This window comes from Sphingobacterium suaedae, assembly GCF_042684625.1.
In the GTDB taxonomy this organism is placed as follows: domain Bacteria; phylum Bacteroidota; class Bacteroidia; order Sphingobacteriales; family Sphingobacteriaceae; genus Sphingobacterium; species Sphingobacterium suaedae.
Genome location: NZ_JBHULR010000004.1, coordinates 126,375 through 144,558 on the forward strand (window position 1 = coordinate 126,375; position 18,184 = coordinate 144,558).

The window sequence follows — 18,184 nt, forward strand, 5'->3', positions numbered from 1 at the left end:
GGAATTATGAAGAAAAAGCTGTTATATATCATGGGGTTAGGATTTACGTTGTGTACCACGTCTTGCAAGGATTGGTTGGAACTGCCGTCCGAGAAAGACTTTGATAGTTCGACGATTTTTGAGGATCCCGGTAAAGTGGAAATGGCCGTGCTTGGAGCTTATACCAGTACATTCAATGCCGAACTTTTTTACCAGTTTGGTATGGGGACTGATGAGTGTTTCTCGACAGAAGGAGAGACTAACTCGAAAAATCAAGTTTCAAATTATGTATATAACCCGGCAATAAGTCCATCCGGAACCTATTCAGCTATGTACGCGGGGGTAGAGCAGGCGAATGTGATCATCAAAAATATTCCCTTGATGAGCGATGTTGACGAGTCGGAGAAAGAGAAACTAAACATGTTGTTGGGTGAGGCCTATGCGATCCGTGCGATGAATATGTTGAACGTGGTACGCTACTTCGGAGATGTACCGTATCCGCGCATTCCGGTGGTGGATATGCCGGGTTTCTCATCCTCCCGTGTCCACCGCGATACGATCTTTGAGGGATGTATTGCCGATTTGCAAGAAGCCATTGTCTTGCTTCCTTGGAAAGGAGAATCGGGACTGCCCGTGGAGCGTATATCTAAAAATGCAGCCTATGGCTTATTGGCTCGGACAGCTTTGTACGCGGCAGGGTATTCGCTCCGTTGGGATCTGACAAGTTACGCTTCTTCAACCGTGCAACTCGCGCGACGGAACGACAGCCAGCGGATTGCGGAGCTCTACGCAATAGCACGTGATGCCTGTAAAGCGATTGTAGACCGCGGAGAGCATGCGTTAATCAACTATGAAACAATCTTTCGAGATTTGGTAAATGGCAGATACAACAAAGAGTCGATGTTTGAGTATGGTCAAAAGAGCGCGGATCGCAACGAAGCGCGATTGGGCTACACCAACGGAATTTTTGCGCATACCAATTCGTTTTATCAAAAAGCACAGCCAGCGATGGCCGCTCTACCCACCTATTATTTCGAATTTGAAGAAGGCGACAGTCGCCGGGATGTAGCGATTGCCAATTATTCCTTAAATGCAGATAGCGTTCATCAACTGAATACCTATGCGAGCCATACCATTGGAAAATTTCGCGTGAACTGGAAGGCTGATTTAGGCGTTTCTGCTGCACAGCGTGATATTAATTGGATACATCTGCGTTATGCCGATGTGCTATTGATGTATGCAGAAGCAGAAAACGAACTTGCGAATGGTCCTACGCCGGTCGCCAAGGAGATGCTGGAAATGGTCCGTTTGCGTGCGTTTAAAGAAGACCGTGCCAAAATTGGAACTACGCCGACGAGCTATGCCGCTTTTCGTGATGCCATTATGCAAGAACGGAAATTAGAACTCGGATTCGAAGGATGGCGGAGAACGGACCTCATTCGCTGGGGTGTGCTTTTCGAAAAGTTGACAGAAACGAAACAGGATTTACTGGATCTAGCAAACCATACCGGGAAATATGGCCATGTTGATCGTTTCAGGGCGTATAAAAAGACAGATGCAAAAGTGTTTAACGATCCGACCGTGGCACTAGATTTTATTTCATTCAAAGAAGAACCGTCATCGGCAGAGCGTACCCAGCTAGAAAAGGAAGGATATACCTTGCTCGATATGTATAGTGCAAACGCTGCCTTTTTTGCAAATGCACTAAAAGCAGATGCCACGTGGGTGAGGAACATTTATCGCGGGCTGGAAAAAAATAAGGTTGAACTTTTTCCCTTGAGCACAGCAACAATCGATGCAAATCCCGGATTGCGTGGGCAGCAACATCCATTATATTAAAAATATACCTATGTCAAATTCTGTAAGACACTTTCAAATTATGGTTATGGTCGTCATTTGCATGTGCCATAACCTTTATGCTCAGCAACGCAAATTGTATCAGCAATTTGCTGATTCCGAAATCAAGAGATTCCCGGAAGCTTGGCAGCTAGACCATGGGAAGCGGCTTTATTTCGGTTATTCGCAGGGTGTCGGATGCCTAGCCATGCTAAAACTATGGAAAAAAACAGGTGATAAGCATTACTTTGATTATGTTGAACAGTGGGCCGACACCTTGATTAACGAGGAGGGAGAGATCCACCTTTATAAAGTAGAAGCGTATAACATTGATTACATTGCCCCGGGAAAGATCCTGTTTACTCTGTTGGAAAAAACGGGGAAGCAAAAGTATAAACGAGCGATCGAACGATTGATGGCCCAACTGAAACACCACCCGCGAACCCACGACGGTGTCTTTTGGCATAAGCTAATTTATCCACATCAAATATGGTTGGATGGTCTCTATATGGGCGACCCGTTCGTCGCTGCCTACGGAAAATTTGTTAACGAGACAAGCTATTTTGACGACGTGCTAAATCAGGTGCTTCAGACGGCTAAACATACCTATGACGCTAAAACTGGGTTATACTACCACGGCTGGGACGAGAGTAAAAACCAGCAATGGGCGAACAAAGTGACCGGGCAATCTCCTAATTTTTGGGGAAGAAGTATGGGCTGGTGGTTCATGGCGTTGGTCGATGTGTTGGATTTCATACCGGAAAATTACCCCAAGCGTGACCAAGTAGTCAAAACGATTCAGGAGTTTGCGGCAGTTTTGCCGAGGTATCAAGACGACGAAGGGCTTTGGTGGCAGGTTCTTGACCAACCTGGCAGGCAAGGAAACTACCAAGAAGCGTCGGTCAATGCCATGTTTATGTATGCGTATGCCAAAGCCGTCAATAAAGGTTATTTGCCCGAGCATTACCGAGCTGTCGCTGAGAAAACCCTGTCAGGTATCACCAAAAAACTCCTGCGTCGGGAATCCGACGGAACCCTATCGCTGATCCAGTGTAATGCCGTCTCAGGCTTGGGCGGTCATCCGTACCGCGATGGAAGCTACGAATACTATATACATGAGCGTGTGCGCGAAAACGACGCAAAGGCGACAGGGCCATTTATTATGGGGCTGTTGGAACTGGATAAGTAAGAATGAGGTGATGGGAGCGTATCAACTTCCATCACCGTACCGTTGTCGATCAACCAAACAGAAGAAGACGCGTCTAGGCAGTATTCGCTCGGTGCCTTTGTTTTAACCTAATCTTATGACTTGCGAATCTGGCTATAGAACATCGGGTAAGTAGAACCAAAGAACTTCTTTTCTGCTATGTTATAAAAAAAACATAGAAAATATCTTGTGAATCTACTCTGCTAAAACGTGTTTTCTGCAAAATGTCTTTTGTCGAGCAGGATAGTACAGGACGATGGAACCGGTTGCATTTAAGATATTTACTTTCGTAAGTAAGCCTAATTTGAGAATGACGCACGACCGTGAGTGGTACGTGACAAAAAAACTAACCAATGAAACAATTGAACCTAGTTCGCGGAATTATTTTTTTTGTACTAAATCTGTTCGCTCAGCAATTAATAGGACAGGGATTGTTGTCTTTTCCGGGAGCCGAAGGGTTTGGTCGGTTTGCTAAAGGCGCGAGAGGTTATGCCGATCCCAGCGTTTACTTCGTCACGTCTTTGGAGGACGATGGTCCCGGATCTTTTCGGGAGGCTGTGAGCCAGCCTGGCCGTTTCGTGGTTTTTAAAGTAGGGGGTATTATTCGTTTAAAAAGTAGCGTAATGGTTGCTCCTTATACAACTATTGCGGGGCATACAGCGCCGGGCGATGGTGTTGTCTTATACGGACGTAAAGTCTCGTTTAGCGGAGCCAGCGAAACCATAGCGCGCTTTCTCCGAATACGATTAGGTGCACAAGCAGGTGCAGGGAAAAATGACGATGCGTCTGGAATTGCCAACGGAAAAAACATCATGTTAGATCATCTATCTCTGACGTGGGGATTAGACGAGGTGTTCTCCATCAATTGGGATAAAAGAGGGGTGGAGCCGACACATATTACCATCCAAAATAGTATTATTGGTCAAGGTCTACATCGATATAATCACTCTGCAGGAGGTTTGATCCAATCGGGGGGAAAAGTGTCGATTATCAAAACTTTATACATTAACAACAAAACCAGAAACCCGAAAGTAAAAGGCATAAATGAATTTGTGAATAATGTCGTGTATAATTTTGGCAATGCCAATACGACCCATGTAGAACATGCGATTTCTGCAGATGCATATATTCTCGGGGGAGGATCTGCAGCAACATCAAACGCATTGATTCTGAACAATTACTTCATAGGTGGACCTGCCACTCCGCTATCGAAAGTAACACCTTTTTCGCGTGGTAACGAAAATTTCAACCTCTATCAGGAAGGAAATTACTTTGACAACAATAAAAATGGGATGCTCGACGGTTCATTGATCGGCGGAAGTGATCGCTGGTTCCCGGGTTTATTAACTGTAAATTTTAAGGCAAAAACAGATTTTGCTACCTATCCCAGTATATCTCCCAGCATGGACGCTCAACAAACGTTTCTATATATCCTTGAACACGCAGGAGCAACCCGGCCGACTCGGGATGAGGTTGATCAATTACTTATACAGGAATTGGAGAGCATAGGGAGGGATGGCTCATTTGTCTATGATGAATCCGATTTAGTCTTGGCCAACGGTGGATTAGGACGCATGGAAGCTAGGGAGTCTCTCCGAGATAGCGATAAAGATGGTATACCCGATCAGTGGGAGACGAAACTCGGGTTGAACAAAAACCGGGCCGAGGATGCCCTATTGCCGAGTCGAAATAAGACGTTTGCAGGATATCTGAACATCGAAGTGTATTTGCATCTTCTTGCTATGGAGTAGTACTTTTTCGTGTTGCAATCGCGGTAAAAAAATAAATACATCTAAAAATGAAACCGGTTGCCAAGGTGCAATCGAAGCATAACTTAATCAATAATAACAGCTAACCAAGCTAGTAAATTAACCAGTATATGAAAAGATCCATCTTATACATGATCAGCGTGTGCCTGATCGGCTTGATGTCGTGTTCCAAGAAAGAGCTTGTCGCGCACTATGAACGCCCAGCATGGCTTCGGGGGAACATTTGGGAGGTATTAGAAGAACGGGGCAATTTTACACAGTTTTTAAAAGGGGTTGAACGCGCAGGATTTAGGGAGATATTAGACGGAAAGACGATTGCGACTGTTTTTGCACCGACGGATGAAGCCATCACCCGTTATTTAACGGCGAATCACATTCCCTCCATCGAACAACTCTCCCTTCGCGAACTTAAAAAACTCATGGGCTACCATTTGGTCTATTATTCGTATGACAAGCTGAAGCTCGAAAACTACCAACCTAAGGGAGTTGACAACCTAGAGCCAAATAAAGCTGGACTTTACTATAAGCACCGTACAAGAAGTCAGGATACGATCACCCTTGAAATCGATAAGACCGATGGAAAAACGAAAAAAGTATATCATAAAGATCGTTTTTTGCCGGTGTTATCTCATACACATTTCCAAACTAAAGGCATTAACGCAGCAGCCAATTACGAATATTTCTTTGGAGCTGGAACATGGAAAGGCGATGGTGGTTTTAACGTGGCCAACGCGAGCGTAACAGAATATGCTATTCCGACAGATAATGGCTATGTCTATTTAGTTGATGAGGTTCTCCAGCCATTGAAAACCGTATATGAGGCGCTTGACGCAAACGATAATTACCGAAGTTTTTTAGGTATTTATGATCGCTACCGCACCTTTACTTACGATGAAGAAACCAGTAAAAATTATGCCGTCGCTGGAGACTCATTATACAATGTGAGCCATGGTGCCTTGCCGGCAATTGCTTCAGAATGGACGACGTACGGGCTTACAGGGGCGTCAGACTTCTTTGATCTAGAGGGACTAACATACCGTGCATTCAACGTTTTTGCTCCGACGAATCAGGCTCTGCAATCGTTCTTTAATGCATATTTTGCCCCTTACTACCATTCGCTTGCTGACGTAGATCTTCTTCCAATGGCTATGGTAATGTATAACCATGTGTACGCTGGGAATATAGTGCTACCGTCCGAAATCGGAAAAAATCCAGACATAAAAACGTCGTTTGGCGCTCCGATTATTTTCGACCCACAAGCGGACGTAAAAAATAAAGCGATTGCATCTAATGGGGCGTTTTATGGATTAGATAAAGTACTCGTACCCGAGATCTTTAATAGCGTTACTGGTCCCGCATTTCGCAATCCTAAATACAAAATATTTATGTACATGTTGGCTAACAGTGGTTTGTTACAAACGTTAGCAAGTCGTGAAATAGCATTTACATTGTTCATCCCGTCCGACGAGGCGATTCTCAGTACGCTTTACGGCGATAGTTATATTTATTGGTCAGAAGGAAACCCGCTGGTATTTGGTGACGAACAAGTTCAAATAGAAAATACAGACGGCGTGCGGGTTCCGCTTTCCCAACGGCAACAAGAGTTATTCGTTTCCGACCATATCGTATACGATCGGATCAACACCCTGCAGGAAAGTAAAGCATACCGTACCCGTAATTCGTACAACTATATATATACACATCAAGGTAAAATTTATTCTACGGCGGCGTATAATGCTTCGGAAGATGTACCAATCACGAAAATCAATGGGACGTGGTATAACGGAAATTCGAACGAGACCAGTTCGTCTTTACTAGGAGAGACGAGGACAATTAAATTTACCTTATTGGGAGCAGAATCAGCCAGCAATCCGTTAAACAAATACAGCGAGTTCGCGAAGCTGCTTGTCAAAGCGGGACTGATGGAAACAGGCAACTCGTTGTCCTTTTTATTTGGTAATCGGTTTATATTGTTTGCACCAGACAATCAAACCGTGCTGCAAGGTCTGGAAAGTGGAGCTATTCCTTCCGATAAGGCCGCCCTCGCCAATTATTTGAAAGCTTATTTTGTATCCGTGCCAGACAATTCGCTGGGAGACTATCCTTTTCCGGGCTATGGCATTCAAGGTACTTGGGATACAGCCTTGCGGACAGGATACAATCAATATCGGCAAATCCGCCTCATCGACCAGGGGACCTCGTTGGAGCTGAGAGATACAGACAACAGTATCATACCTCTATCGGGCAGCTTTCCGCAAGTTTTCGGAGATGGGGCCATATACCACATCACCAAACTTTTAAAAAAATAATCCATACGAATTATTGAATTCCATTTAAAAAGAGACTAAATGAGGCTATATCTATTAACTCTAATGACCTATCTAGGTATTGTTTTCTCTGCCTTCGGCCAACAATCGAACGCACTGATCGGCGTGGTGAAAGGTGAAAACAATCAAGCACTTCACGGTGCCTCTGTGTTTGTAGAAAACAAAGATAACCGAAATCTAAAGGGCGCATCAACAGACAATCTCGGCCAGTATACGATTGAGGTGCCCGCCGAACAGAATCTGACCATCGTGATTGCCTGTATAGGATATGAGACGACCCGCATACCATATAACGGGCAATCCACGATACATATTACGTTGGTACGTGACGACACATCTATTGAAGAAGTTGTCGTGACTAGGGAAGGGGCAACTACCAAAAACAGTATGGGAATAACCTATCGGAATCAAATATCGGCAACGGAAAAATTCGAAATGAAAGAACTCGAGACCATGCCGTTTGCATCCATTGAAAGTGGTTTGCAAGGACGTTTAGCGAACGTCGACATCATTTCCAGTGCGGATCCAGGAGCAAGAAGCTCGATTCGCATACGTGGTACATCGTCATTAAATGGAAATTCTGACCCACTTATTGTCGTAGATGGTGTTCCATACCCTACATCGATATCAGACGACTTCAATTTTTCTACCGCCAACGACGAAGACTTCGGCGCTCTTGTTAATATTTCGCCAAACGACATTGAATCTATTGAAGTCTTGAAGGACGCCGCCGCGACAGCTATTTGGGGCTCTAAAGGTGCAAACGGGGTTTTACTCTTTACAACGAAGAAAGGAAGGAAAGGTAAAACGCAATTTTCCTTTTCGAGTAAAGTGGATGTGAAACGAGAAGCTGAAACAATTCCGATGCTCGATGGTGGGCAATATGTGGCGATGGTACAGGATGCAATATGGAACTCTGTAAATGATCTGGGGTATATCGGTGCATTGCCCTATCTGAATTTACTGTACAATACCAATGAAATAAAATATGACCCGTCATGGGTATATTTTGATGAATACAATCAGAATACAGACTGGTTAGATCAGGTTACCCAGGTCGGTCATTTCGAGGATAACTCTTTATCCATAAGTGGGGGGGGCGATAAGGCAACATATCGACTATCATTGGGCTTTCTTAACGATGTAGGAACGACAAAGGGAACCAAGTTAAATCGATATAATTCGTTGCTTAGCGTCAACTATAAGTTTTCCAATAAGTTTAGCATCAATGCAGACATGTCTTATTCTGTTAGTAACAGAAATAATTACTGGACGGGCAACGATATACCTTCTCCGAGAGGAATGGCGATGCAAAAAATGCCGAATATGAGTCCATATGTTATTGGCGAGTATGGACAATACACAGACGAATATTTTACACCGCGAATAAATTTCCAAGGATCGTTCGCGACGCAAATGTATAACCCCGTCGCATTGGTTAACGAATCTGTCAATAAAACAAGCGGCGAACAGGCTCGTGTTATTTTCAGGGCGATGTACCAGGTCCTTCCTTCTTTACAATATACCGGAACGGTCGGTTTTGATACACGTTCCACCAAAAACAGAAAATTCTTGCCGCAATCAGCAACGGGTGTCATTTGGACTGACCCTTATTTTAACCGAGGGTCAGATATGTTGTCAGACGAACTCTATCTGAACACGGAGAACAAATTTATTTTCAATAAGAAATTGGGTGAACGGCACAACCTGATTGCGACAGGGTTGTTGCAGACGAATGAAGCACGTTCGTTTAGTTATGCCAGTGAAACGTCTGGAAATGCCTCGTCGTCACTGAGTGATCCGACAGCCGGCGCTGCTGTCGTCCGGATGGGGTCGGGAAATTCAATGACTCGGAATATTGGGGCTATATCCAGCCTCCATTATACGTTCATGGAAAAGTACATCTTGAGTGGAACGTATCGCTGGGAAGCCAACTCAAGCCTTTCGGCGCAGCATCGCTGGAAAGGGTTCCCGTCGATAGGCGCAGCATGGCATTTTGGGGATGAAAAGATCATCAAAAAACTAGGGTTTGTTGATCTTGCCAAGCTGCGCTTTAGTTGGGGACGTACGGGTAATGCCCCCTCGGGTGCATTTACCTATCTTGGGGTTTTTCAGCCCGTTACTCCGGGGTACATTGATATGACTGCTATCGGACCGGTTTCTATTCAATTAGATAATCTGAAATGGGAAACCGTAGAACAGACCGACTTTGGGGTGGATTTTAGTTTGTTCAAAAATAGACTACAAATTACCGGAGAACTATATAACCGCGTTACAACAGATTTATTGCAGAAAGATATCGAGCTTCCATCGTCAACAGGGTTTACGAAAATGAAGTTTTACAATTCCGGTAAACTGGCCAATAAAGGTTGGGAATTAATTCTGAATGTAGAAGCGGTTCGAGACGAAGATCTTAATTTATCCTTCAATTTTAACTTTTCTAAAAACCGAAACGAAGTGCTCGAACTCCCCGACAATCTTCAGTTTGAACGGTACAATTTTGGGAATGGCAACTATGCACATCGAATCGTAGAAGGAAATCCTGTCGGTTCTTTTTATGGTTATCGATATTTAGGGGTATACCAGAATACCGATGAAACCTATGCTAGGGATCTCAACGGAAATGTTATCTACGATTTGGAAGGCGAAGCGGTCGTGATGAACAACGGGAACCGAAAAGTGTATCCCGGCGATGCGAAATATCAAGACATTGATGGCAATGGAGTTATCGATCAATATGACATCGTATACTTAGGCAATGCGATGCCGTTATTTACTGCCGGAGGAGGGTTCAATATCCGCTATAAAGCATTTACGTTGAACACTTTCCTTCACGGTCGGTTCGGTCAAAAAGTTGTAAACCGTGTCCGTATCAGTACCGAAAATATGTTTGGTTCTGCCAATCAAAGTACAGCGGTACTGGGCAGATGGCGTAATGAAGGGGATGATACCGATATCCCACGTGCGTTGTATGGTGAAGGCTACAACTATCTAGGTTCGGATCGTTTTGTAGAGGATGCTTCATTTGTTCGCCTTAAGATGATCTCTCTCAAATATGCATTACCCAAGACGTTCATTGAACGGCTAGGCATTACTCGTTTTGACGTTTTTGCCACTATTCAGGATGTCTTCACGTGGACGGATTACTCTGGGCAAGATCCGGAGGTGAGCTTGGGGAGCAATATCTACATGCTGAGCGAAGATAAGGCGAATACACCGCGACCGCGGCGATATGCGCTAGGTATAACTGTAAATTTTTAAATCTACTGCTATGAAAATATGCTATAAAATAATTGTTTTCTTGTTGGCGATGACAGCATTGACGTCTTGTCAGAAATGGTTGGATGTCAAACCACAAAATGAGCAGGTCAGCGATCTGTACTGGTCCAATAAAGAAGAAGTAGAAGCGGTATTGGGATCCGCTTATGTCAAACTGCAGGAATCCCTGCAAACAATGCTGGTATGGGGAGAAGCGCGTGGCAATACGCTCGCATTGGGTGGTTTTGTGAATGTGGACTTACTTCGTTTAAAGAGTTTCTCTTTGGTGCCAACCAATGAATTTGTGAAGTGGGGTAATTTTTATCAGGTCATCAATTATGCCAATATGGTCCTGAAATACGCTCCTTCGGTCGTCGAAAAAGATCCCTCATTCAATCAAGCAGCAATGCAGTCGTTTCTTTCAGAAGCGTACTTCCTGCGGGCCCTGAGCTATTTCTATCTCGTTCGTAGTTTTGGCGAAGCACCGCTGATATTGGAGCCGTACATGAATGATGCACAGGCACATGAACTTCCAAAATCCACGAAACAACAGATTTTCGAACAAATTATTTTTGATTTAACAACCGCACTTTCGAATAGCAAAGAAGTTTGGCCAACCGTATGGGAAACCAAAGGACGTTCTACTAAATGGGCAATTCATGCATTATTAGCGGACGCATATCTGTGGGTGGGCGAATACGATAAGGCCATCATCTCCTGCAATGCCATCTTGGAATCTGGAAAATACGGGTTATTGCAGGGCACGGTAAACAACAAAAATAACTGGTTCAATATTTTTGCACAACGAAATTCCAATGAAGGTATTTTCGAAATACAATTCGATCAGACGAAAGGGCAAACCAATGATCTCGTTGCAATCTTCGGCACAAGTTATAACTGGGTTGTCTCTCCGTACATGGTATCTGTATTCGACCAAAGTAGTGAAGATATTCGAGGGGCTGGAGCAACCTACCAGACAACGGATTGGAAACTTTGGAAATACTTGGGAGCAGAAGGTAATACGAGTATTCCGCGTCCTTTTTCCGACCAGAATTGGATTATCTATCGAATGGCAGATGTGTATTTGATGAAAGCCGAGGCTCTGATTATGAAAGGTGAAACCTATTTTCCACAAGCGTTGGAACTTGTCCGTGCGATCCGAATGCGTGCTGGAGTCACACAACCTTTAGATGCAGAAAATACGGAAGTTGGAATGCTACATGCGCTCCTTCAGGAGCGGGCAAAAGAGTTTGTAGGGGAGGGTAAAAATTGGTTCGATTTGCTGCGGGTTGCGCAACGCGATGAATACAGGTATAAAGATTATTTTATTGAACAAGTGGTTTTGGGCGTTTCCGGCGCTTCAACTCCCGTCATCCGATCGCAGTTAATGAATGTACATGCTCACTATCTTCCCATTCACGCGGATGAATTGCGAAATAATAAGCTTTTAGTGCAAAACCCATATTATGAAAATCTAAACTAAGGAAACGATGAAAATGACTATAGACAAAGGTATTACAACGTTCTTCATGTGTGTGCTCTTCCTGGTTTTTTCTTGTAAGGATGCTTTTGAAGACAAGACATTTACGGCATACGAAGACTTACCTATCGCCGGGTATCTAAAACAGCATCCAGAAAAATACAGCATGTGGGTAGAGGTGTTGGAAAAAGCAGATTTATTCAATACGCTCAATATCCATGTAGTATATACCCATTTCGTACCGGTTAATGAGGGAGTACAACGTTATCTGCAAGCACTGAATTTAGAATCAGTAGCGAAAATGACGAAAGAGGATGCCAATTACTTGGTACGTTATCATTTAATTCCAGGTGTAAGTATCGATCGCGGTCAATTTCAGGCCGGAGCAATCAATGATTTGACAGCAACGGATGATAATCTTTTTATAGAATTTCGAAGCGGAGGGCTCGAATCGATCTATCTCAACGGAGAATCTCGTTTCAATGGCTTCGATATTAAGGCTACGAACGGTATCATCCACAGCATAGATGATGTATTGGCACCGCTGACAGCAACCGTAGCGGATCGATTGGAAGACCCTAAATACAGCATATTCCGACAAGCAGTAGAAGAAGCTGGTTTTTTAGAGAAACTAACAACCGTATACACCGAAGGAACGGACGCAAGTGGAAACCCTGTGCAAAAGCGATTTCGTTATACAGCTTTTGTTGTTGCGGATGAGACGTATGCAAAAGTAGGGATAAGAACTTTTAACGATTTGTTAGATTACTTGGACGTCGAGTCCGGAAGCAATTATTCCGATGTAGAAAACGGACTTCATACTTACATAGCTTACCATTTATTGGATCAACAACGATCGTATGCCGATCTGGGGCAATTTCCAGAAGGTGTTCGGAAAATGAATTTACCAACCTTGGCTGCGGGCGAATTGATCAAGGTATCTGAAAGTGTTGACGGTTTGGTGTTGAACGAAGATTTAGCAAGTCATCAAGCCGTCAGATTTCAGGAAGCCAACATCCCTTGCAAAAATGGTGTCGTACATGAAATTGATCATTGGATGCCTGTGTTCGTTCCCGAACAAGTTCCCGTGGTCTGGGAGTTTACGGACTATCCGGATATTGCCGCGAATGTAACTCAATACCGAAATGCTTCGCTTGGTAGCCAATACAACAAGACGTTTGCATTGGGTGATTTAACGAGTATTACGTGGTCGGCCCAGCCAGAAACAAGAAGCAATGTTCTCACGTATCGAAACAACAGAAGTGCTGACGGCATTTGGTATACCGAAACGCTAAATCATGACCACCTTCGGGTAGAACTTGGAGAGTCGGGCTGGATACAGATGAAAAGCCCGACGATAGTCCGTGGTAAATACAACGTGAAAGTGGTGTGGCCGAGCACAAAAACCTCCGCCAATACGGGGATATGTGCTTTCGTATTAGATAACGTGATGCTGTATTCTCGATTGGTGCTGTCGAATACGCGGACGGATCGTGTACTTACTCAAGAACTGGGTACCGTAGAATTTCCGGAAACGACAGACCACACCTTACGTATCCTGTCACTGGATGGGAAATTAATGACACTTGACTATATACAATTCGACCCCGTAGAATAAGTAAAAATTAGATTATGAAAAATATTTTGTGTTTTGTATTCCTGTTCGCAATACTACTGCTGACGGGATGTAAAAAAAATTGGGACAACCATTATGGAGAGGAAGGGTCGGTATCTGAACTAGATCTTCTAGCCTACTTAAAAAGCCAACCACAGTATTCGGAGTTTGTTTTAAAGCTAGAGGAAACGGGCTTGGCCGACGAGCTACAAAGGGATCAAAACCTGACAATTTGGGCCGTTTCCAACGACAAGATGTCTGCCTTACAAAGCCTTGGAACAGACTTGAAATTTATTCTAAGCTATCATATAAATAGCTTGGTATATGACCATACAAAACTTAAGAATGGGTTGAGGGTCATGACGTTTAATGGTAAATATTTGACGATCACGAAAGAAGGGCCGACAGTGTATGTTGGCGATGCATCGGTCATCAAGGGGAATCAGCTCTGTAAAAATGGTGTCGTTCATGAGATTACGCAATTGTTGAAGCCCGATGAGAGCATTTACGATTACCTGCTATCGTTAGGTGCTGATTATTCGATGATTCGAGATTCTATACGCGCTATGAATGATACCGTATTTGATTTGGCGAACAGTATTCCAATTGGAGTTGATGCTACTGGGAATACCGTCTATGATTCGGTATTTGTCATCGCCAACCCGATTTTTGATAAGGCAAATATCCGGTCGGAATTTGCGAATGTAACCATGTTTCTGCCTAGTAATCGGGTTATTGAAGATTGTTTTGATGATCTGGCTGAACTGTACGGACAGTTCGGCAAATCCTTTCTAAAGGAAGATACCCTGATTGCTTATCAATGGATTAAAGAGGCAATTTTTTATGATAAAGTGGTGGACAACTATGGTGAATCCGACCTGACCTCTGCATTCGGGCGTTTATGGAAGCCAACTGTTCAACGAATAAATACAGATTATAAACGTATGAGCAACGGTCGTGTGTACCAAGTGACAAAATTGAAGATTCCGAATAATGTACATATCCAAATGATCAAGCAGTTGTTTCACTATTACGAGTTCGTGCCTGACGACCAACGGGATGCATTATTTAAGTTGTCTCACGTCACCAATATAGAACCGAAGGATCGAGATAAGGTTTCTTTTCCTACGATCGGTGTAGAACTCACTTATCGGACGTTATTGTTTCAGGGTAACCTAACAGATAATCAGCCCGCAACTCTAGAATTTACACCAATTATGTTAGAACGTAAAGGAGATGGATCTACCGGATACAAAGTTGTAGAGGTGCCACCTGGTGAATATAATTTATACATGGGCTTCCGATCGAGTGCCCACCCGTTCGTTAATATCTATGTAGATGATCAACCTGTTGCGAGGGCACTCAATGTAGAACCATCAACGCCGTGGAACTATGACAGATCGACCAATACCGTCTCCGGTACCAAATACAATGGATGGGGAGGACTCGTAGGGCCTGTAACGATAGAAGGGAGTGAAGTGCGCTCATTTAAATTGAAAATAGAATTTGCAGGTTTGGGTAAAGGCAATGTGGAAACGTTAGAGCCCTATCACTGGGCACTGATCCCCACCGCAAATAATTATTAACTAACTAACCGAAATTACGAGTATATGATACATACAACCAAGAAGGAAAGGTGGAGGGTGTTGTTGCTAGCTTCTTTTGCGTTGGCTGCTTCCTCCGGCCTTGCGCAAACAACCATTAAAGGGAAGGTAATCAGCGCATACGATAAGACTCCCGTATCTGGAGCCGTGATCACCATACTGAACACGACAAAGCATGTAAAGACCAACCCGGATGGATCCTTTGTACTGGATGCTATCGAAGCCGGCGCTAAGACACTTCGGATATGGAGTCCCGGATATTATGAGTCCAAAGTGGCTATTCTAGGGAGATCAGAATTTGAGATCACGCTCATCGGAGAAGGGAGAGATAATTATCAGAATGTCTTAGACGGATCTTTTTCGATTAAGAATGCAGCGTTATTAGCAGCTACAGACTATCGACTGGGGGCATTTACGCCCGAAGAAGCATTAACTGGCGAAATGGCTGGATTAAGAATTACAAACAAAAGCGGTATGGTTTCGGAAGGAGGACAAATCAGCTTCCGCGGTATACGTTCGTTTGAAGCGGATAATACACCGCTGATGGTGATCGATGGTGTGCCCTTCCTGCCGGATGCAAGTATATCCTCAACTATTGGTGGATATGCGCGAAGTCTATTAGCGCCCCTTAATCTACACGACATAAAGAGCATACGTTTGTTAAAGGGAGCAGATGCAGCTCGTTTTGGATCGTTGGGAGCAAACGGAGTCTTATGGCTAGAAACGTCATCCTCCGAGGATCTAGAAACGGTGATTGAATTTCGGGGTAGTTATGGTGTGGCACATAACTATAGTACTATTCCGGTCTTGGAAGGCAGCAGTTACAAAAGTTTGTTGGGCTCGGTTGGTATGACGCAGTTTGAGGATATGGGAGAGCTTTTATTAAAATTTCCATTTCTGCGGGACGATCCGAATTACTATTACAAGTATCTGTATAATAATGCCACCGATTGGCAGGATGTCATCTATAGAAATGCATTTGTTACCGACAACCATTTACGGATCAAAGGCGGCGATGCGATTGCCAAATACGATCTTTCATTAGGTGTGCTCAATCAGCAAGGTACGTTGAACCACACGGCGAATACGCGATATAGTACACGGTTAAATTCCAGTATTGCACTTGGGCGCAAGTTTGATCTGAAAGCCAGCATGGGATTAACATACAGCACAGGAAGGATTCAAGAGCAAGGCATATTGAAAGCGTCGAATCCACTGCTAGCAGCACTTTATCGGGCGCCTATTCTCAGTACACACCGGAAAGACGTACAAAACAATTTATTGCCAGACCTGGATGGAGTAGGCGAGTTTGGCGTTTCTAATCCGGTGGCTTTGTTAGAAACAAGCGATTTCACGAACGACATTTACGATGTGTTTTTACATACGAATCTGGGCTATCAGGCAACGGACAATTTACGGTTTCAAACGCAATTGGGATTGTTTACAAACTATGCGCGACAAACAGCCTTTATTGCTGGATTGTCCAGTGGAACCATCATTCCCCTCCAAGAAGGTGTGGCCTTAAACACAGCTCGTTCCGGTCCCGCAAAAGCATCAAATTTATCATGGAATGTTTTTGGTACGTATGACAAGTCTTGGAATAATGATCGGGCTTTCTTTGGCGGTGGAATACAAGGTTTGTTAAATGCACAAGAATCGGACGTAGGGGAGGGACGAAATACCAGTTCAGATTTTTATCGGACACTAAATTACGTAAGTAACGATGGGCGCTTACTTTGGGGGTACAACGAAAAATGGAATTGGATGAATGTTTATGGATTTACACAATACAACTGGCGCAGTTTGGCGCGACTGGACGTAAATCTAAGTGTAGATGGCTCTTCTGCTTCAGGTAATGAAGCCAATCGTTTTGGTCTCTTTCCGGCAGCAGATCTTTCCTTTCTACTGTCTAATATGCCGGCATTTAAGGATATTCCCACTGTCAACAACCTGATTTTAAAGCTTGGATATTCAAAGACAGGGAACAGTCGTTTTTCGTCAAAAATTGGCCGGGCATACTATTCCAGCCAATTGTATAGACAGCTGGCGGGGATTGTCGTCGGAAACATCCCAAATCAAGCAATCCGTTGGGAGGATAACGAAAATTGGCAGGCAAACTTGATATTCTCTGGTTTGGATCAACGATTGAATGTGAATGTAGGATACTATTTCAATAGGGCAAGCAATCTATTGAACCGATTCACGGTATCGTCTGTGTCGGGTATTGACAATGTTTATCTGAATGGCGGACAAATCCATAATCGGGGACTCGAGTTGGACGTAAATTTATCATTTATAGAAAATAAAGATTGGTCGCTGACATGGAGCGGTAACCTATCGACCTTGCATAGCGAAGTAAAAAAACTCGTCGGAAATAACGATGTCTTCTGGTCACAGGCAGACAATGTATCACGTATCCAGCGCGTGGGCGAAGCACCCAATTCATTTTATGGCTATCAATTTTTAGGTGTTATCGCTAGTCAAGAGCAAGCTAATGCATTCGCTTTGTTCGATTACAAAAATCGTCCTTTTGAGGCTGGCGATGCACACTTTCAAGATTTAAACGGAGATGGCATAATCGATCGAGAAGATCAAACGGTATTGGGTAGCCCGTTGCCTAAGCTTTTTGGAGGAAGCTCCTTCAACCTTCGGTATAAAAATATCCGATTGCAGGGTTCACTGAGCTTCAATAAGGGAAATACGATGTATAATGGAGTTCGCCGCAGTTTAGAAAGTCTGGACAGCTATGCCAACCAATCAGAAGCAGCCTTGCGCAGATGGCAAACTGATGGGCAACAAACAGACATTCCGAAAGCAACTTATGGAGATCCTATGGAAAATGCACGATTTTCGAGCCGTTGGATAGAAGACGCTTCTTTTCTACGCTTGGATAATGTCACGCTATCCTACCGCTTTGGGAACAATGGGCTCAAGGTACTCGCTCATTCGGAATGGTATATCGCCGGCGAGAATCTCTTTACTTGGACGGATTACTTAGGTGTAGATCCAGTTACTTCGTTCAGTAACGCTGCTCGTGACATGGGGATGGACTACGGAAAAATACCGCTACCGCGGACATTTAAATTTGGTGTGAATATTAAGCTCTAAT

The 18,184-nt window shown here is 43.9% G+C and carries 9 protein-coding genes; all 9 read left to right on the plus strand.

The annotated features are described in order from the left end of the window. The first annotated feature begins 6 nt into the window (after positions 1-6). The 9 genes from ACFSR5_RS10190 (at position 7) to ACFSR5_RS10230 (ending at position 18,183) form a co-directional block, all read left to right on the plus strand. Positions 7-1,818, plus strand: coding sequence for a RagB/SusD family nutrient uptake outer membrane protein (locus ACFSR5_RS10190; protein WP_380903359.1), 1,812 nt, complete (start codon positions 7-9; stop codon positions 1,816-1,818). A gap of 10 nt (positions 1,819-1,828) precedes the next feature. Then, on the plus strand, positions 1,829-3,004 hold the full coding sequence (locus ACFSR5_RS10195) for a glycoside hydrolase family 88/105 protein (protein ID WP_380903360.1): 1,176 nt from the start codon (positions 1,829-1,831) through the stop codon (positions 3,002-3,004). Between the two features lie 371 nt (positions 3,005-3,375). Further along, the gene (locus ACFSR5_RS10200) at positions 3,376-4,773 is read left to right on the plus strand and encodes a hypothetical protein (RefSeq protein ID WP_380903362.1); all 1,398 of its coding nucleotides are present in this window, start codon (positions 3,376-3,378) and stop codon (positions 4,771-4,773) included. 128 nt (positions 4,774-4,901) lie between these two features. Beyond that, positions 4,902-7,100 carry a fasciclin domain-containing protein gene (locus ACFSR5_RS10205; protein WP_380903364.1) on the plus strand — a complete coding sequence of 733 codons (2,199 nt, stop codon included), beginning with the start codon at positions 4,902-4,904 and terminating at the stop codon, positions 7,098-7,100. Between the two features lie 39 nt (positions 7,101-7,139). Then, positions 7,140-10,379 (plus strand): SusC/RagA family TonB-linked outer membrane protein, encoded by a 3,240-nt coding sequence (locus tag ACFSR5_RS10210; RefSeq protein ID WP_380903366.1) that lies wholly within the window; start codon positions 7,140-7,142, stop codon positions 10,377-10,379. 10 nt (positions 10,380-10,389) lie between these two features. Then, on the plus strand, positions 10,390-11,859 hold the full coding sequence (locus ACFSR5_RS10215) for a RagB/SusD family nutrient uptake outer membrane protein (protein ID WP_380903368.1): 1,470 nt from the start codon (positions 10,390-10,392) through the stop codon (positions 11,857-11,859). Between the two features lie 7 nt (positions 11,860-11,866). Beyond that, positions 11,867-13,474 carry a fasciclin domain-containing protein gene (locus ACFSR5_RS10220; protein ID WP_380903370.1) on the plus strand — a complete coding sequence of 536 codons (1,608 nt, stop codon included), beginning with the start codon at positions 11,867-11,869 and terminating at the stop codon, positions 13,472-13,474. Positions 13,475-13,488: 14 nt separating this feature from the next. Next, entirely contained in the window at positions 13,489-15,057 is a 1,569-nt protein-coding gene (locus ACFSR5_RS10225) for a fasciclin domain-containing protein (protein WP_380903372.1), read from the plus strand. 24 nt (positions 15,058-15,081) lie between these two features. Next, the gene (locus ACFSR5_RS10230) at positions 15,082-18,183 is read left to right on the plus strand and encodes a SusC/RagA family TonB-linked outer membrane protein (RefSeq protein WP_380903374.1); all 3,102 of its coding nucleotides are present in this window, start codon (positions 15,082-15,084) and stop codon (positions 18,181-18,183) included. The last annotated feature ends 1 nt before the right edge of the window (position 18,184 follow it).